Here is a 17064-nt window from a genome sequence, read left to right as displayed (position 1 = left end):
GGTCGGTGCGCCGCGGAACGGCGCGCGGCGCGGGTGCGCCACGGGGTCGCGGGTCGCTGCCATGATCGGCCGCGTGGACACCGACATCCCTCTCGAGCCGGTCCTCGAGCTGATCGGGGTCTTCGTCGGCGCGATGTCCGGTGCGCTGGCCGCGGTGCGCAAGCAGTTCGACGTCTTCGGCATCCTCGTGCTCGCCTGGGCGGCCGGGCTGGGCGGCGGCATGCTGCGCGACGTGCTCATCGGGGCCGTCCCGCCCGTCGGCATCTCCAACTGGCGGTTCATCGCGACCGCCGCCGCCGGGGCCACGCTCATCTACTTCTTCCACCCGCGGCTGGAGCGCGCGCGCCGCTTCATCGTCGTGCTCGACGCGGGCGCCCTCGCGCTGTTCAGCGTGGTGGGCACCACCAAGGGTCTCGAGTACGGCACGACCCTCACGGCCGCCGTGCTGGTCGGGGTCATGACCGGGGTGGGCGGCGGCGTGCTGCGCGACCTGCTGTCCGGCGAGGTGCCCGTGGTGCTGCACCACCGCCAGCTGTACGCCATCCCCGCGCTGCTGGGCTCGAGCGCGACGGCCCTGCTCTGGTGGCTCGGCGTGCTGTCGACCGAGGCCAGCGTCGCCGTGGTGCTCGGGGTGTTCGCCCTGCGGGTGGGCGCCCTGCGCTTCCAGCTCAAGGCCCCGGGCCCGTGGCGGGGGACCGTGCGCTGACAGGATGGGCGGGGTGAGCACCGACACGCACACCCCCGACCAGGTCCGCCGGCTCGTCGAGGTGGCCGAGCTGCTCGCCCGCGAGGCCGGCGCGCTGATCCTGGACGGCCGGCGCCGGCACGTGTCGGTGGCGGCGACCAAGTCCAGCGCGCAGGACGTCGTGACCGCCATGGACCTCGCGTCCGAGGCGCTGCTGCGGCGGCGGCTGGCGGAGCTGCGCCCGGACGACGGGATCCTGGGCGAGGAGGAGGGGTTCCAGGCCGGCTCGTCGGGCGTCACCTGGGTGGTCGACCCCATCGACGGGACGGTCAACTACCTGTACGGGCTCCCCGCCTACGCGGTGTCGGTCGCGGCGGTGGTCGGGCCGCCCGAGCCCGCGACGTGGACGGCCCTGGCCGGCTGCGTGCATGCGCCCGAGGACGGCCGGGTCTTCACCGCCGGGCGCGGGCTGGGCGCCCGGCTCGAGGGGCGGACGCTGCGGGTGAACCCGGCGCGTCCGTTGATCGACTCGCTGCTGGGCACGGGGTTCGGATACACAGCGACCCGGCGGCGCTCACAGGCACGGATCGTCGCGGAACTGTTGCCGCGGGTACGTGATATTCGTCGCGTCGGATCGGCGGCGCTGGATCTGTGCACGCTGGCCGCCGGCGGCCTCGACCTCTACTACGAGCGGGGCCTGCAGCCGTGGGACATGGCGGCCGGCGCGCTCGTGGCCCAGGAGGCGGGCGCGCAGGTCACAGGCCTGCGCGGACACCCCGCCCAGGAGGCGATGACCGTGGCCGGGCCGCCCGGTCGCGTGGGTGAGCTGATCGGGTTGCTCGAGGCGCTCGAGGCCGATTCCGACGAGTGATAACGCTCCCATCGGCAGGGTGGCGAATATGGTCGCGCGTCCGGTTCGCTCCACGCTCGAAAGTGGTGCAGAATCCCACCGCGCGCGGGAACAAAAAGCACGTCGCGTGCATTGATCCCGCGTACGAGATTCCATCCAGACCACGGAGTGTGACGCCACACATGGCTACCGACTACGACGCCCCGCGCAAGACGGAGGAGGACCTGAGCGAGGACTCGCTCCAGGAGCTCCAGGCTCGGCGCTCCGACAAGAACTCGGGCGTGGTGGACGAGGACGAGACCGAGGCGGCCGAAGGTTTCGAGCTCCCCGGCGCGGACCTGTCCGGAGAAGAGCTCTCCGTGCGGGTGCTGCCCCGGCAGGCGGACGAGTTCACCTGCTCGAGCTGCTTCCTGGTGCACCACCGCAGCCAGCTCGCCTACGAGCGCGACGGTCGACCCGTCTGCTCCGAGTGCGCGGCCTGAGCACCTCCACCACAGCACGACCGACCTGAGGGCCGGTCATCCCGCACCACGGGGTGACCGGCCCTCAGGCGTGCAGCGCGGCGGCGAGCCGGTCCGGGTGGCGCGTGGAGACGACCCAGTAGGGCGTCGGGTCCTGCGGGTCGTGCAGCTCGACGCGGACCGCGGTGTGGATCCAGCCGCGCAGCACGAGGTGCGCCCGGGCGTCGAGGCGCGGGCCCAGCTCGGCCCGGGTCGCGTCGGCGTCGAGCGGGAGCGCGTCGCCCAGCAGGGCGACGGGGATGTGGGCGCCGCCCGCGCGGAACGTCCCGTCCCGCACCTCGACCCGCGGCGCGGCCAGGACGAGCGCGCCGGCGCCGACCGCGACGACCGCGAGCCCGACCACCGCGGCGAGGCGCAGGTCGACCGGGACGAACGCGACGGACATCATCAGCGCGAAGACGACGAGCAGCACCCAGCCGACGGGACCGAGCCAGAGCCGCTCGACGTAGGGGACCGTGGTGGGGGGTGCGTCGGGCATGCACCCAGCATCCCATCCGGCGGGTAGGGTCTGGCCCCGTGACGGCCGACCCCAGCACCGAGGTGCTCCTGCTGCGTCTCGACCCCGACCTGCCCGCGCCCGCCTACGCGCACCCCGGCGACGCCGGCGCCGACCTGGTCTCCAGGATCGACGTCGTCATCCCGCCGCAGGGCCGCGTGACGGTGCCCACCGGCGTGGCCATCGCGCTGCCCGACGGGTTCGCGGCGTTCGTGCACCCGCGCTCGGGCCTGGCCATGCGGCACGGGCTCACCATCGTGAACGCCCCCGGCACGGTCGACGCCGGCTACCGCGGCGAGATCGCCGTGACGCTGCTCAACACCGACGTCGAGCACGCGCTCGAGCTGCACCGCGGCGACCGCATCGCGCAGCTGGTGGTGCAGCGGGTCGAGCGCGTGCGGTTCGTCGAGGCCGAGGTGTTGCCCGGGTCGCACCGCGGCGAGGGTGGCTTCGGCTCCAGCGGCGGGTGGAAGGCTGCACCGAGCGCGTAGGTCGGGACTACTGTCGAGTGGGTAGGCAACTGATGCGCGCGAGCGCGTCGAAGAGGAGTGAGCACGTGGCGCTGTTCCGGCGTGGTGGGAAGGATCCCGCCACCGATGACGCGGTGGAGACCGAGGAGACCGTCGACGAGACCAGCACGGTCGACGACGAGGTCGCCCCCTCCGCTCCCGCGGAGGTCCCCTTCGAGCGGACCAGCGGACCCTGGGACGCCTCGGAGGTCGACGACGACCTGCCGCGCGTCGACCTGGGCGCGATCCTGATCCCCGGCGTCCCCGGCATGGAGCTGCGGATGGAGATCGACAAGGCGACGGACGTGGTGTCCGCGGCGTCGATCCTGCTGGACGGCTCGTCGCTGCAGGTGCAGGCGTTCGCCGCGCCCCGCACCGAGGGCATCTGGGACGAGATCCGCGCGGAGATCGCCGAGTCGGTCACGCAGCAGGGCGGCTCGGCCGACGACCTGCCCGGACCGTTCGGGCGCGAGCTCCTGGCCCGCCTGCCCGTCCGGACGCCCGAGGGCCGCACGGGTCACCGACCCGCCCGCTTCCTCGGCGCCGACGGGCCCCGCTGGTTCGTGCGCGGCGTGATGACCGGCCGCGCCGCGGTGGACCCGGCGGCCGCGGTCGCCCTCGAGCAGCTCTTCGCCGGCATCGTCGTGGTGCGCGGCACCGACGCCCGCCCGCCCCGCGACCTGCTCACCCTGCGGCTCCCCGGTCCGGGGACGCCCAACCTCGAGTCCGCGGGCACCCAGGTGGAGGAGCCGGTCGCACCGGACTTCGACCCCCTGACCCGCGGCCCGGAGATCACGGAGATCCGATGAGCCTCAAGGAACGCCTGAAGAAGGCCGTCGCGTCGCAGGCCGAGATCGAGGCCGACGAGGAGCGGGCCGACGCCCACCGCTCGGTCGGCTGCACGCCGGTCGACCAGCTGACCGACCGGTCGCGCGCCAGCGTCTCCGGCGTCATCCGGTCCGTCACGCTGCGCCCGCGCGAGGGCGTCCCCGCGCTCGAGGCGGAGCTCTACGACGGCAGCGGTGCGCTCGACCTCGTCTGGCTGGGCCGGCGCGAGATCGCCGGCGTGACGCCGGGCCGCCGCCTGAAGATCGAGGGTCTGGTGTGCCTGATCGACGGCCGCCGGACCGTGTTCAACCCGCGGTACGAGCTGCGGCCGCGCCCCGGTGAGTGACCCGGTGAGCGTGGACCCGCACGACCGCGCCGACGACGCCGAGCACCTCCTCGAGGCCGTCGACGACGTGGTCGACCCGCAGGACGGCCCCGTGCGCGGCATGCGGGTGCTGGCGTCGGACACCTTCTCGGCCTCGGACGCCGTCGGTGGGACGCGGGGGATCATCGAGTCGGTCGCGCCCGGGCTGCTGTTCGTCGTCGTCTTCGTCGCCACCGGGCAGCGGCTGGTCCCGGCCCTCGTCGTGGCGCTCGCGGCCGCCGTGGTCACCGTGGTGGTCCGGCTGGTGCAGCGCCAGGCGCCGACCATGGCGTTCGGCGGCTTCCTCGGGGTCGCGATCGGCGTGTTCTGGGCGTGGCGCACCGGCGACGCGAAGGACTTCTTCGCCTACGGGCTGTGGATCAACGTCTCGTGGTTCCTCGGGACGCTCCTGACCGTGCTGGTCGGGTGGCCCCTGGTCGGCCTCGTCGTGGGGCTGTTCTCCAAGGCGGGTCCGCTCAACGAGGGCGGCTCGTGGGCCGGGGCCGTGGCGTGGCGGCGCGACCGTCCGCTGCGTCGGTGCTACGCGATCGCCACGCTGCCGTTCGTCGCGCTGTTCGGTCTGCGACTGCTGGTCCAGCTGCCGCTGTACTTCAGCTCCGAGGTCACCTGGCTGGGCACCGCCAAGCTGGTGATGGGGGTGCCGGGCACTGCCCTGGCCCTCTGGGTCAGCTGGCTGCTGGTCCGCGGGTCAGCAACGCCTCCAGCTCAGCCTCGTCCGCTTCCCGAGCCGTGACGAACAGCAGCTCGTCCCGGCCCTCGAGCGTGTCGTCCGGGCTGGGCGCGATCGGTCGCGCGTCGCGCACGATGCACGCGAGCACGGTGTCGGCCGGCCACTCGATCTGACCCACGCGGACGCCCGCCAGCGGCGAGTCCACGGGCAGCGTGAGCTCGAGGATGTCCGCGCGGGACTGGTGGAACGTGAAGATCCGCACGAGGTCGCCGACCGTCACGGCCTCCTCGACCATCGCCGTCATGATCCGCGGGGTCGACACGGCCACGTCGACGCCCCAGGCCTCGTCGAACATCCACTCGTTCTTCGGGTTGTTCACGCGCGCCACCGTGCGGGGCACGCCGAACTCGGTCTTGGCCAGCAGCGAGATGACGAGGTTGGCCTTGTCGTCGCCGGTCGCGGCGACGACGACGTCGCACTCGTCGGTCTTGACCTGGCGCAGCGTGGGCAGCTCGCAGGCGTCGGCCAGCAGCCAGTCCGCGTCCGCCACCTGCGAGACCCGCATGGCCGACGGCTGCCGGTCGATGAGCGTGACCTCGTGCCCGTGGCCCAGCAGCTCGCGCGCGATGGACCGGCCGACCGAGCCGGCCCCGGCGATCACGACCCTCATGCCTGCACCGCCGGCGGCGTGGTGAGGACTCGTTCGACCTGGGCGGACGCGTCCGCCCGCATGAGCACGTGCACGGTGTCGTTCTCCTGCAGGACGGTGGTCGACGTCGGCAGGATGCCGTCGCCGTAGCGGGTCACGTAGGCGACGCGGGCGCCGCTGGCCTCCTCGAGCACCCGGAGCGGCTTGCCCACCCAGCCCTCGTGGATGTCGATCTGCGAGAGCTGGATCTGGCCGGACGCGTCGCGGTACTCGTCGGTGGCGCCCATGGGCAGCAGGCGCCGCAGCACCTGGTGGGCGGTCCAGCGGACCGTCGCCACCGTGGGGATGCCGAGGCGCTGGTAGATCTCGGCGCGGTGCGGGTCGTAGATGCGCGCGACCACGTTCTCGATGCCGAACGTCTCGCGCACCACGCGGGCCGCGAGGATGTTCGAGTTGTCGCCGTCGGAGACCGCGGCGAACGCGAACGCGTCCTCGATGCCGGCCTGCTTGAGGGTGTCGCGGTCGAACCCGAGCCCGGTGACCTTGTTGCCGCCGAAGTCGGCGTCGAGCCGCCGGAACGCCTCGGGGTTCTGGTCGATCACGGACACCGAGTGCCCGTTGTCCTCGAGGCTCTTGGCGAGCGTCGCCCCGACCCGCCCGCAGCCCATGATCACGAAGTGCACAGTGCGGCACGCTATACCGTGCCGCGCCTGTCCGGCGCCCGCGCTGGTGTCGGTGGTGTGAGGGACCCCGAGCGGGCCTAGCATTGCGCATCGTGTCGGACCTCTCGGATGCCGCCAAACGCCTGTTGCTCGGACGACCCGTCCGCAGCGACCTGCTCGGCCACACGCTCCTGCCGAAGCGCATCGCGCTGCCGGTCTTCGCGTCGGACGCGCTCTCGTCGGTGGCCTACGCCCCCGACGAGATCCTGCTGACGCTCTCGCTCGCGGGCGCCGCGGCCCTCGTCATCTCGCCATGGGTCGGCCTCGCGGTCGTCTTCGTCATGGTGGTCGTCGTCGCGTCGTACCGGCAGAACGTGCACGCCTACCCGTCCGGCGGCGGTGACTACGAGGTCGCGACCACCAACCTCGGGCCCAACGCGGGTGTCACGGTGGCCAGCGCGCTGCTGGTCGACTACGTGCTCACCGTGGCCGTGTCGATCTCGTCGGGCGCCCAGTACGCGGCGACCGCGTTCCCGCCGCTGCGCGGGCACGAGGCCGCGTTCGCGGTCGGGCTGGTGGTGCTGCTGACCATCGCCAACCTGCGCGGGGTCAAGGAGTCGGGCAGCCTGTTCGCGATCCCCGTGTACCTGTTCATGTTCGCGATCGGCGCGGTCGCGCTGGTCGGCGCGATCCAGCTGCTCACGGGCAACCTGGCCATGGCCGAGAGCGCGAAGTTCGAGCTGGCGCCGTCCGCCGCGTTCGACCAGGGGCTCACGGGGCTGGCCGGCTTCTTCCTCATCCTGCGGGCGTTCGCCTCGGGCTGCGCCGCCCTGACCGGCGTCGAGGCCATCAGCAACGGCGTCCCCGCGTTCAAGAAGCCCAAGTCCAAGAACGCCGCGACCACCCTCGCGCTGCTCGGCGGGCTCTCGATCACGATGATCATGTCGATCCTGCTGCTCTCGCGGGCGACGGGCGTGACGTTCGCCGACGACCCGCAGACCCAGCTGCTGGAGAACGGCGTGCCGGTGGGCACGTCCTACATCCAGCACCCCGTCATCAGCCAGCTGTCCTCGGCGGTGTTCCAGAGCGCGCCGTGGATGGCCGTGTTCGTGGCGATCGTCACGGGCCTCATCCTCGTGCTGGCGGCCAACACGGCGTTCAACGGCTTCCCGGTGCTGGGCTCGATCCTCGCCCGGGACGGGTACCTGCCCCGGCAGCTGCACACGCGCGGCGACCGGCTGGCGTACTCCAACGGCATCGTCACCCTGGCGCTGGTCGCGATCGTGCTCATCGTGGCGTTCGACGCCGAGGTGACCCGGCTCATCCAGCTGTACATCGTCGGGGTGTTCGTCTCCTTCACGGTGAGCCAGCTGGGCATGGTGCGGCACTGGACCCGGCACCTGCGCACCGAGCCCGACCCGGCCACCCGCGCGCAGATGAAGCGCTCGCGGGTGATCAACTCGGTCGGCCTCGTGATGACCGCGACGGTGCTCGTCGTCGTGCTCATCACCAAGTTCACGCACGGCGCGTGGATCGCGATCCTGGCGATGGCGCTGGTGTTCGCGCTCATGCAGTCGATCCACCGCCACTACGCCCGGGTCCGCCAGGAGCTCGCGCTCGGCGCGGACGCGGAGTCGGCCCGCGCGCTGCCCAGCCGGGTCCACGCGATCGTGCTGGTCTCCCACCTGCACCGGCCCACCATGCGGGCGCTCGCGTACGCCCGGGCGGCCCGGCCCCAGGTGCTCGAGGCGGTGACCGTCGGGGTCGACCCCGAGGACGTCGTCGCGCTGCGCGAGCAGTGGGAGGCGCTGAACATCCCCGTGCCGCTGCGCGTGCTCGACTCGCCCTTCCGGGAGATCACCCGGCCGGTGCTCACCTACGTCCGGTCGATCCGCCGGGACAGCCCGCGCGACCTCGTGGTCGTGTACATCCCGGAGTACGTCGTGGGCCACTGGTGGGAGCAGCTGCTGCACAACCAGAGCGCCCTGCGGCTCAAGGGCCGCCTGCTGTTCACGCCGGGCGTCGTCGTGGCCTCCGTGCCCTGGCAGCTGGCGTCGTCCGAGGGGCAGACGGGGCTCGAGGAGCCGGTCCGGGGTACCGTTCCGCGTGGCTACTGAGACTTCACCGGACCAACCCGTCGAGCTGATCGAGCTCGAGATCGGGCCGGTGGCGCACGGCGGGCATTGCGTGGCCCGGTACGACGGGCGCGTGATCTTCGTCCGGCACACCCTGCCCGGCGAGCGCGTCCGCGCCCGCCTGACCGACGCCGGCGGGACCGCGAAGTTCTGGCGCGCGGACGCCGTCGAGATCCTCGAGCCCTCCGCGGACCGCGTCGAGTCGGCGTGGCCGGCCGCGGGTCCCGGGGGAGTCGGCGGCGGTGAGCTCGCGCACGTCGCCCTCCCGGCGCAGCGCGCGTGGAAGGCCGCGGTCCTGGCCGAGCAGCTGCGCCGGCTGGCCAAGCTCGACCTCGAGGTGCCCGTGCAGGCGGCCCCGGGCGACGACGAGCGCGGCGGACTCGGCTGGCGCACGCGCATCGACCTGGTCGCCGACGCCGAGGGTCGCGCCGGCATGCGCGGGTTCCGGTCTCACGACGTGCACGCGCTGGAGTCCATGCCGCTGGCCAGCGAGGCGATCGCCGCGCTGGACCTGTTCGGCCGGCGCTGGCCCGCGGGCTCGCGCGTCGAGGCGATCGCGCCGGCCAGCGGGGACGCCCCGCTCGTGCTCGTCGACGACGCCGTGTTCGACCTGGGCCGGCGCCGCATGGACGGGCGCCCGAACGCCCGCACGTCGGTCCGCGAGCACGTGCAGCACGGCGAGGTCGGCTACGACTTCCGCGTGGCCGGCACGGGCTTCTGGCAGGTGCACCGCGAGGCACCCGACCTGCTGGTGCGCGCGGTGCTCGCCGGCCTCGGCGACGTCGACGGCGCCGCCGTGCTCGACCTGTACTCGGGCGCCGGGCTGTTCACGGCGCCGCTGTCCGACGCCGTGGGCGAGACCGGCGAGGTGGTCTCGGTCGAGGGGGACGCGCGGGCGGTCAAGGACGCCCGGCGCAACCTGCACGACCGGTCGAACGTCGAGCTGCACGCCGGGGACGTCGCCCAGGTCCTGTCCGGCCGGGTCGACGCCGACTCCGACGTGGTGCACGCCGACGCGGTCGTGCTCGACCCGCCCCGCACCGGTGCGGGGCGCAAGGTCGTCGCCGGGATCACCGAGCTGCGCCCCGAGCGCGTGGTCTACGTCGCGTGCGACCCGGCCGCGCTCGCCCGCGACATCGCCCTGTTCGCCGACGCCGGGTACGCCCTGGCTGACCTGCAGGCCTACGACCTGTTCCCCATGACGCACCACCTCGAGGCCGTCGCCGTCCTCACGCGCTGACTGGGTGCACCGCGCCGGGCTCCGGACTAGCGTGGAAGGCGTCGCCGGACCGGAGCGGTCCGGCAGAGGGGAGCGGCGCGGTGAGCGAGAAGGACGCGGTGAGCCGGCTGGCGGAGGCGAAGCGGCTGGTCACCCAGGAGCTGCACAAGCAGGGCACGCCGGAGTACGACCCGCGCTCGCACGAGCGGGCGATCGAGGCGGAGCGCAAGGCCCAGGACGCGGTGGACGCGGAGCGAGCCGCGCGGGGCTGAGGACGCGGGCACAGGCCGCCGGGCCCCCGTGCGCGCGCGCCACGCCGACGTGGACGCGCGTGCGCGGGGGCCCGCGAGCATGTATCTTGATGTCGAGATAAATCGCGACCCCGGCCGCTCTAGGCTGGGAGGTCGCACCGCCCAGCGGTCCGGGTGACCCCCATCCCCGGCAGCACCACCGGCAGACTCGCCAGCGAAGGAGCCCCCGTGAGCAGCGTCGACAGCTTCGGTTCGAAGGGAACACTCGAGGTCGGTGACGCCTCGTACGAGATCTACCGCCTCTCGGCCGTGCCGGGGGTGGAGAAGCTCCCGTTCAGCCTCAAGGTGCTCGCGGAGAACCTGCTGCGCACCGAGGACGGCGCGAACATCACGGCCGACCACGTGCGCGCGCTGGCCGAGTGGGACCCGGACGCCCAGCCGGACACCGAGATCCAGTTCACGCCGGCCCGCGTGATCATGCAGGACTTCACCGGCGTGCCCTGCGTGGTCGACCTCGCCACCATGCGCGAGGCCGTGGTCGACCTGGGGGGCGACGCCAGCCGCATCAACCCGCTCGCCCCGGCCGAGCTGGTCATCGACCACTCGGTGCAGATCGACGTGGCCGGCCGCGCCGACGCGTTCGAGCGCAACGTCGCCCTCGAGTACGAGCGCAACCGCGAGCGCTACCAGTTCCTGCGCTGGGGCCAGACGGCGTTCGACGACTTCAAGGTGGTCCCGCCGGGCACCGGCATCGTGCACCAGGTCAACATCGAGTACCTCGCGCGCGTCGTGATGGTCCGGGACGGCAAGGCGTACCCCGACACCTGTGTGGGCACCGACTCGCACACCACGATGGTCAACGGCCTGGGCGTGCTGGGCTGGGGCGTCGGCGGCATCGAGGCCGAGGCGGCGATGCTGGGCCAGCCCGTGTCGATGCTCATCCCGCGCGTGGTCGGCTTCAAGCTCACGGGCACCATCCCGCTGGGCGTCACGGCGACCGACATCGTGCTCACGATCACGCAGAAGCTGCGTCAGCACGGCGTCGTCGGCAAGTTCGTCGAGTTCTACGGCGAGGGCGTCGCGGCCGTGCCGCTGGCCAACCGCGCCACGATCGGCAACATGAGCCCCGAGTTCGGCTCGACCGCCGCGATCTTCCCCATCGACTCCGTGACGATCGACTACCTGCGCCTGACCGGGCGCTCCGAGGAGCAGCTCGCGCTCGTCGAGGCGTACGCCAAGGAGCAGGGCATGTGGCTCGACCCGACGTCGGACGGCTACGTCCAGCCGCTGTTCTCCGAGTACCTCGAGCTCGACCTGTCCACGGTCGTCCCCTCGATCGCCGGCCCGAAGCGCCCGCAGGACCGCATCGAGCTGTCGCGCGCCAAGGAGCAGTTCCAGCGCGACCTGCCGACGTACGCCCCCGAGGTCACCAACGGGGTCGACGAGGCCGAGCGCGAGTCGTTCCCCGCGTCCGACTCGCCCGCGATCACCTCGTCGGCGACGCGCGTCTACCCGACGGTCGACAGCCAGGGTCGCTCGTTCGACCTGTTCCACGGGGCGGTCGCCATCGCGTCGATCACGTCGTGCACCAACACGTCGAACCCGTCGGTGATGATCGCCGCGGCCCTCGTCGCCAAGAAGGCTGTCGAGAAGGGCCTCACCGCCAAGCCGTGGGTCAAGACGTCGATGGCGCCCGGCTCGCAGGTGGTGACCAACTACTACGAGAAGGCCGGCCTGTGGCCGTACCTCGAGAAGCTGGGCTTCCACCTGGTGGGCTACGGCTGCGCCACCTGCATCGGCAACTCGGGCCCGCTGGACGAGAAGGTCTCGGAGACCGTGCAGGAGCACGACCTCGCCGTGGCCGCCGTGCTGTCCGGCAACCGCAACTTCGAGGGGCGCATCAACCCCGACATCAAGATGAACTACCTGGCGTCCCCGCCGCTGGTCATCGCGTACGCGCTGGCCGGCACCATGGACTTCGACTTCGCGTCGGACCCGCTGGGGCGCGACGAGGCCGGTCAGCCGATCTTCCTGGCGGACATCTGGCCCACGCCGGACGAGGTGCAGTCCACCATCGACGCGTCGATCGACCGCGCGATGTTCACCAAGGACTACGCCGACGTGTTCACCGGCGACGACCGGTGGCGCGCGCTGCCGACGCCCGAGGGCGACACGTTCGAGTGGGACACCGAGTCGACCTACGTGCGCAAGCCTCCGTACTTCGAGGGCATGCAGGCGGAGCCGGCCCCGGTGGTCGACTTCCACGGCGCCCGCGTGCTGGCCAAGCTGGGCGACTCGGTGACCACCGACCACATCAGCCCGGCCGGCTCGATCAAGGCCGACAGCCCCGCCGGCCTCTACCTGGCCGAGCACGGCGTGGGTCGTCGTGACTTCAACTCCTACGGCTCCCGCCGCGGGAACCACGAGGTCATGATCCGCGGCACGTTCGCCAACATCCGGCTGCGCAACCAGCTGGTCCCCGGCGTCGAGGGCGGGTTCACGCAGAACCTGCTGACCGGCGAGCAGTCGTCGATCTACGACGCCGCGCAGGCCTACCAGGCGGCCGGGATCCCGCTCGTCGTGCTGGGCGGCAAGGAGTACGGCTCCGGCTCGTCGCGCGACTGGGCCGCCAAGGGCACCAGCCTGCTGGGCGTCAAGGCCGTCATCACCGAGAGCTTCGAGCGGATCCACCGCTCCAACCTCATCGGGATGGGCGTGCTGCCGCTGCAGTTCCCGGAGGGGGAGTCGGCCGACTCGCTCGGCCTGGACGGCACCGAGACGTTCGACATCACCGGCGTCACGGCGCTGAACGAGGGCACGACGCCCCGGACGCTGGCGGTCACGGCCACGAAGGCCGACGGCACGGTCGTGGCGTTCGACGCGGTGCTGCGCATCGACACCCCCGGCGAGGCGGACTACTACCGCAACGGCGGCATCCTGCAGTACGTGCTCCGGTCGCTCGTCAAGGCCTGACCGGCACGACCCCGACGGCCCCCGACCACCCCGCGGTGGTCGGGGGCCGTCGTCGTGCGGTAGGCAGGGCCCATGGCGCACGACGAGCGGTTGGTCGCGCGCGTCCTCGCCGACGCGCGCGACCTCGTGCGCGGCGAGATCGCGGAGCTGGTCACGCGGCGCCGGGCCACGGGCTACGGCCCGCTGTACGACCTGGTCGCCGACTACCCGCTGCGCGAGGGCAAGGGGCTGCGGCCGGCGATCTGCCTGAGCGCGGCCATCGCCGCGGGCGGTCGCACCGAGCAGGCGCTGGGCTCGGCGACGGCCCTCGAGCTGCTGCACAACGGCTTCCTGGTGCACGACGACATCGAGGACGCCTCCACGTTCCGGCGGGGGCGGGCGACCCTGTTCGCCGACCGCGGCGTGCCCGTGGCCATCAACGTGGGCGACGCGACGAACATCCTGTCGGTCGGCGTGCTGCTGGAGAACGTGTCGACCATCGGGGTGCGCAAGGCGCTGCTGGTGCTGCGCGAGTTCGAGCGGATGGCGCGCGAGTCGGTCGAGGGGCAGGCGATCGAGCTCGACTGGATCGCCGCCGGCACGTTCGACCTGGAGGACCGCGACTACGTGCGCATGGTCTACAAGAAGACCTGCTGGTACACGGTGATCGCCCCGCTGCGGATCGGCGTGATCTGCGGCAGCCCGCCGGGCGAGGGGCGGCCGACCGAGGACGAGCTGCTGGCGCTGGTCGCGCTCGGCTTCCACGCGGGCGTCGCGTTCCAGATCACCGACGACGTGCTCAACCTCGTGGCCGACGAGGGCGCCTACGGCAAGGAGTCGGCCGGCGACCTCTGGGAGGGCAAGCGCACGGTGATGCTCCTGCACTTCCTGCGCACGTCGTCGGCCCCCGACCGGGAGCGGGCCCTGCGGCTGCTCGGGGTGCCGCGGCCCGCCAAGGACGGCGCCGAGGTGGCCTGGCTGGCCGGCGCGATGGAGCGCGACGGGTCGATCGACCACGGGCGCGAGCTGGCGCAGCGGTACTCGCGCAAGGCTCTGGAGCTGGAGTCGCGGGTGCTCGGGCCCTCCCGCGACGACGACTCGGCGGACTATCGTCACTTTCTGCGCGAGATGCTGCACTACGTGATCGACCGGACGCTGTAGCTGGGGGAGTCGATGACGGAGCCACCACAGGGCGCGGGCGAGGCGCTGACCGAGATCCTGCGGCTCCAGACGGAGTTCCAGGGCCGGATGGTCGACGAGACCCTGCGCTACCTGCGGCGGGTGCAGGGCATGTTCGAGCCGCACTCCCCGGGCACGGTGCTGCGGCCGGACGCGCCCGACGGGCTCGCGGTGTCGGCGCCGGTGGGTGGGCGCACCTCTGTCCAGCTCGACGTCGAGAACCGGCAGCGGGTGCACACGGCGCTGGCGGCGGTGCTCACGCCCCTGGTCGGGGAGGACGGGACCACCTGGTTCGTGGACGCCGACGCGCGGCCCGCGTTCCGCCTCCTGGCGCCCGCGGAGCAGGCCCGCGTGACCGTGCGCCTCCGGGTGCCGCTGGACGTGCCCGCGGGGGTCTACCGCGGCCTGGTCACCCTGCGCGGCCTCCACCCGGCCGGTGTGCCGCTGGAGGTCACCGTGACGGAGGTCGTCGCGTGACTCCGCGCGCCGAGGTGCGTCTGGTCGACGAGCCCGACCGGGCCGGCCGCACGACCGCCGCGCTCGTCGCCTCGCTGTCCGGTCGGCTCGCGGCGCTGTCCCTCGTGTCGGGCGCCGACGTGGTGGGGGCGCTCGCCGCCGGCGTGGCCGCGCTCGGGCGGCAGGCCGCCGGGACGGCCGAGGGGCGCACGCTGCGCGAGGGGCTGGCCCACGGCCGTCCCGCCACCAACGCCGCGCTGATCTGGCAGCAGCTCGGCATCGATCGCTGGCTGTCCACCATGCCGGCCAGCCGCGTGCTCGACCAGCTGCGCAACGACGCCGCGCTGCTGCTGGTGGACGACCTGGCCGAGACGTTCGAGCTGCCGCCCCTGGTGGCGGAGCCCACCGGTGCCGACCGCCCGGCGGCCCCGGAGCGCATCGACCCGCTCGACCTGGTGGTCGGCATGTGGGTGCTGGCCAAGGACACGGTCGACCTCGTGCAGGCGCTGGCCGAGAGCTCGGGGGTCCCGGCGCCCACCGTGGTTCCCGGGCGGCCGGCACCCGCGCGGGTCGACGGCGGCGTGCTGCGCTGACCGTGCGCGACCACCTGCGTCGGCCCGCGCCGGACGACCCGACCCGCGGGGCGTACAAGGAGTGGCTGCACGTCAACGCGTTCGACCACGGCACCGGCGTGATCGCCCTGGTGAACGTCTCGGTGCACGGCGACCCGGTCGCGCCCGCGTCCCGAGCGGTCGGTGCCGCGCTCGTGCACGTGCCGGACGTCGGGTGGCTCGGCAACGCCGAGGTGTCGTCCGCCCGGTCGGTCGAGGCGTCGGTGCTCAGCCTCGCGACCGAGGGTGTCGCGATCGCCGTGGACCCGTCGGGCGGTCGCGTGGCCGCCCGGGCGCGCCTGGCGGGTGACGGCGTCGACTTGTCGCTCGAGGGCGTGCCGGTCGGTGCACAGCTGGGTGCCGCGTCGGTGATGCCGTTCGGCACCGGTCACCTCGGCTGGTACGTCTACCCGCGGCTGGCGCTCGACGGGACGGCGGCGCTGCCCGGGGGCAGCCTGGCGTTCTCGGGGGTCGGCGGGTACGCGGACCACAACTGGGGTCGCTGGTGGTGGGGCGACGACGCCGGGTGGGACTGGGCGTGCTGGCACGCCCCTGACGCCCTGCTGGTGGTGTTCTCCCGGATGACGAACAGCGCCCACACCTCGACGGGGCTGGTGCTGCTCACGGTGGAGGTGGGCGGGCGCGTGGTCCGGTTCGTCGGCGACCAGGTCCTGGTCGAGGCGTCCGGCCGGCGAGGGCCGTCTCGGCGGCTGCCCGGCGCGCTGGCCGCCCTGCACACCGACCGCGCGGCCGAGCGCCTGCCGTCCCGCGTCGTCGTGCACGCGAGCAACGGGTTCGACGGTCTGGACCTCGAGTTCGACGTGCGGGACGTGGCCCAGCTGGTCATGGCCGAGCCCGCCCGGCCCGGCTTCGGCTTCCTGCACGAGCTGGTCGGGGCGTTCCGGTGCGTCGGCACGATCGCCGGGACGCGGGTCGACTCGGTCGGGCTGGGGGTGGTCGAGCGTGCCGGATAGGGGACTCGCCGCCTTCGTGGCGGCTCTCGTGGCCGGCCTGGACGCGGGTGACCCGGCCGCCGGTTCCCGGGTGCGGCGCCTGGCCGGAGCGCGCGGCGCGCGGATCGGCCTGGACGACGACGCGGTCGACGTCCGGTTCGACCACGCGGGTCGCCTCCGCGTGACGTCCGCCGAGGGCGCCGACCCGGCGTGCTGGGGTCGCACCGACCGCGAGACCGTGGTCGACCTGCTGGGGGCACGGCTCGAGGTGCGCGACGCGGTGCTCACCGGGCGGATCGAGGTGGTCGGCACCGTGGACGACGTCGCGGCGATCTTCGCGGTGGTCGAGGTGCTGCTCGCCGCGTCGGTCCGGCTCCCCGCGCTGCAGCGGCTCGCCGACGAGCTGCTCGCCGGGGCTCCCGCCGGCGGCTCGTCAGGGCCGCGCGTGGCCTGGTACCCGGCCGAGATCGGTGCCGAGGAGATCGCGCTGCTCGGCCGGCTGGACCTGCTCGCCGACGAGCCGCGCGGCGCCGCCGGTTGACGCCCGACTTGTCCGGGTCGATCCTTCAGGTGACGACATCCCGCACGGCAACCTGGGGGTAGCCATGGGCTCGGACGTCCATCTCGACGGTCATCTCGGCCCGATCGGGCCGGTCACCATGAACCCGGTGGTGGTCGACCACATCGGGGCCATCGGGCCCGTGACCGTGGCGGGGATCCCCAACGAGTTCGGCATCACCATCCACGACCCGATCCCCAAGATCCAGATGGGCATCGACCCGGTCACGCTGAACCCGCTGAACGCCACCCTGACGCTCAACCCCGTCACGCTCAACCCGGTCAACCTCAACCTGGCCGTGACCGAGCTGCCCGAGACCCGTGCGCACCTGCCGGCCGACTTCACGGTGGGCCTGAGCCTGCTGGGCATGGACCTGCTGAGCATCCGGCTGTGCGGCGAGGCGCAGATGATCTCCGAGGCGTACAAGCCCGGGCCGTGCGAGCGCTGCGGGTACACCGAGCGCGACGCCGACCTCGACCCGCAGGACGGCTGAG

The 17064-nt window shown here is 73.1% G+C and carries 20 protein-coding genes; 17 read left to right on the top strand and 3 right to left on the bottom strand.

Going from position 1 to position 17064, the window contains the following annotated elements:
• Positions 1-73 precede the first annotated feature (73 nt).
• The 3 genes from AB5970_RS07960 to AB5970_RS07950 all read left to right on the top strand — a co-directional run bounded on the left by AB5970_RS07960 (position 74) and on the right by AB5970_RS07950 (position 2017).
• A complete protein-coding gene (locus AB5970_RS07960; RefSeq protein ID WP_404990616.1) occupies positions 74-706 on the top strand; it encodes a trimeric intracellular cation channel family protein in 633 nt (210 codons plus the stop codon).
• A gap of 4 nt (positions 707-710) precedes the next feature.
• Positions 711-1556, top strand: coding sequence for an inositol monophosphatase family protein (locus tag AB5970_RS07955; protein ID WP_370503390.1), 846 nt, complete (start codon positions 711-713; stop codon positions 1554-1556).
• Between the two features lie 161 nt (positions 1557-1717).
• Positions 1718-2017 (top strand): DUF4193 domain-containing protein, encoded by a 300-nt coding sequence (locus AB5970_RS07950; RefSeq protein WP_056090713.1) that lies wholly within the window; start codon positions 1718-1720, stop codon positions 2015-2017.
• 64 nt (positions 2018-2081) lie between these two features.
• Here AB5970_RS07950 and AB5970_RS07945 read toward each other — a convergent pair whose 3' ends face one another.
• A complete protein-coding gene (locus AB5970_RS07945; RefSeq protein ID WP_370503389.1) occupies positions 2082-2534 on the bottom strand; it encodes a DUF3093 domain-containing protein in 453 nt (150 codons plus the stop codon).
• Positions 2535-2572: 38 nt separating this feature from the next.
• Between AB5970_RS07945 and dut the strand changes: the two genes are divergently transcribed.
• The 4 genes from dut (at position 2573) to AB5970_RS07925 (ending at position 5007) form a co-directional block, all read left to right on the top strand.
• Positions 2573-3043, top strand: coding sequence for a dUTP diphosphatase (dut, locus tag AB5970_RS07940; protein ID WP_370503388.1), 471 nt, complete (start codon positions 2573-2575; stop codon positions 3041-3043).
• A gap of 65 nt (positions 3044-3108) precedes the next feature.
• Positions 3109-3870, top strand: coding sequence for a DUF3710 domain-containing protein (locus tag AB5970_RS07935; RefSeq protein WP_370503387.1), 762 nt, complete (start codon positions 3109-3111; stop codon positions 3868-3870).
• Positions 3867-4235, top strand: coding sequence for an OB-fold nucleic acid binding domain-containing protein (locus AB5970_RS07930; protein ID WP_370503386.1), 369 nt, complete (start codon positions 3867-3869; stop codon positions 4233-4235). The genes AB5970_RS07935 and AB5970_RS07930 overlap by 4 nt, the downstream gene beginning before the upstream one ends.
• Before the next feature lie 4 nt (positions 4236-4239).
• Positions 4240-5007: a DUF3159 domain-containing protein gene (locus AB5970_RS07925; RefSeq protein ID WP_370503385.1), complete on the top strand. Its 768-nt coding sequence runs from the start codon at positions 4240-4242 to the stop codon at positions 5005-5007.
• On the opposite strand, the gene AB5970_RS07920 is transcribed toward AB5970_RS07925, so the two are convergent.
• Both AB5970_RS07920 and AB5970_RS07915 read right to left on the bottom strand, forming a co-directional pair.
• The gene (locus tag AB5970_RS07920; RefSeq protein WP_370503384.1) at positions 4940-5614 is read right to left on the bottom strand and encodes a potassium channel family protein; all 675 of its coding nucleotides are present in this window, start codon (positions 5612-5614) and stop codon (positions 4940-4942) included. The two genes, AB5970_RS07925 and AB5970_RS07920, sit on opposite strands and share 68 nt — an antisense overlap.
• Positions 5611-6261 carry a potassium channel family protein gene (locus AB5970_RS07915; RefSeq protein ID WP_370503458.1) on the bottom strand — a complete coding sequence of 217 codons (651 nt, stop codon included), beginning with the start codon at positions 6259-6261 and terminating at the stop codon, positions 5611-5613. The genes AB5970_RS07920 and AB5970_RS07915 overlap by 4 nt, the downstream gene beginning before the upstream one ends.
• 107 nt (positions 6262-6368) lie before the next feature.
• Between AB5970_RS07915 and AB5970_RS07910 the strand changes: the two genes are divergently transcribed.
• The 10 genes from AB5970_RS07910 to AB5970_RS07865 all read left to right on the top strand — a co-directional run bounded on the left by AB5970_RS07910 (position 6369) and on the right by AB5970_RS07865 (position 17063).
• The gene (locus tag AB5970_RS07910; protein ID WP_370503383.1) at positions 6369-8372 is read left to right on the top strand and encodes an APC family permease; all 2004 of its coding nucleotides are present in this window, start codon (positions 6369-6371) and stop codon (positions 8370-8372) included.
• A complete protein-coding gene (locus AB5970_RS07905; protein WP_370503382.1) occupies positions 8362-9630 on the top strand; it encodes a class I SAM-dependent RNA methyltransferase in 1269 nt (422 codons plus the stop codon). Before AB5970_RS07910 ends, AB5970_RS07905 begins: the two co-directional genes overlap by 11 nt.
• Positions 9631-9710: 80 nt before the next feature.
• A complete protein-coding gene (locus tag AB5970_RS07900; RefSeq protein WP_370503381.1) occupies positions 9711-9881 on the top strand; it encodes a translation initiation factor 2 in 171 nt (56 codons plus the stop codon).
• 207 nt (positions 9882-10088) lie between these two features.
• On the top strand, positions 10089-12833 hold the full coding sequence (gene acnA / locus AB5970_RS07895) for an aconitate hydratase AcnA (RefSeq protein WP_370503380.1): 2745 nt from the start codon (positions 10089-10091) through the stop codon (positions 12831-12833).
• A 72-nt stretch (positions 12834-12905) separates the two neighbouring features.
• Positions 12906-13973, top strand: a complete 1068-nt coding sequence (locus AB5970_RS07890) for a polyprenyl synthetase family protein (RefSeq protein ID WP_370503379.1) — start codon at positions 12906-12908, stop codon at positions 13971-13973.
• A 12-nt stretch (positions 13974-13985) separates the two neighbouring features.
• Entirely contained in the window at positions 13986-14468 is a 483-nt protein-coding gene (locus AB5970_RS07885) for a hypothetical protein (protein ID WP_370503378.1), read from the top strand.
• Positions 14465-15040 (top strand): hypothetical protein, encoded by a 576-nt coding sequence (locus tag AB5970_RS07880; protein WP_370503377.1) that lies wholly within the window; start codon positions 14465-14467, stop codon positions 15038-15040. The genes AB5970_RS07885 and AB5970_RS07880 overlap by 4 nt, the downstream gene beginning before the upstream one ends.
• 2 nt (positions 15041-15042) lie before the next feature.
• A complete protein-coding gene (locus tag AB5970_RS07875; RefSeq protein WP_370503376.1) occupies positions 15043-16032 on the top strand; it encodes a hypothetical protein in 990 nt (329 codons plus the stop codon).
• The gene (locus AB5970_RS07870) at positions 16022-16552 is read left to right on the top strand and encodes a hypothetical protein (RefSeq protein ID WP_370503375.1); all 531 of its coding nucleotides are present in this window, start codon (positions 16022-16024) and stop codon (positions 16550-16552) included. Before AB5970_RS07875 ends, AB5970_RS07870 begins: the two co-directional genes overlap by 11 nt.
• Positions 16553-16616: 64 nt before the next feature.
• Positions 16617-17063: a hypothetical protein gene (locus AB5970_RS07865; RefSeq protein WP_370503374.1), complete on the top strand. Its 447-nt coding sequence runs from the start codon at positions 16617-16619 to the stop codon at positions 17061-17063.
• The last annotated feature ends 1 nt before the right edge of the window (position 17064 follow it).

The sequence above is a fragment of the Cellulomonas sp. ICMP 17802 genome, from assembly GCF_041295535.1.
Classification (GTDB): Bacteria; Actinomycetota; Actinomycetes; order Actinomycetales; family Cellulomonadaceae; genus Cellulomonas.
The sequence above is the reverse complement of the archived record's forward strand: the minus strand, read 5'-3'. Positions and strand labels throughout refer to the sequence as shown.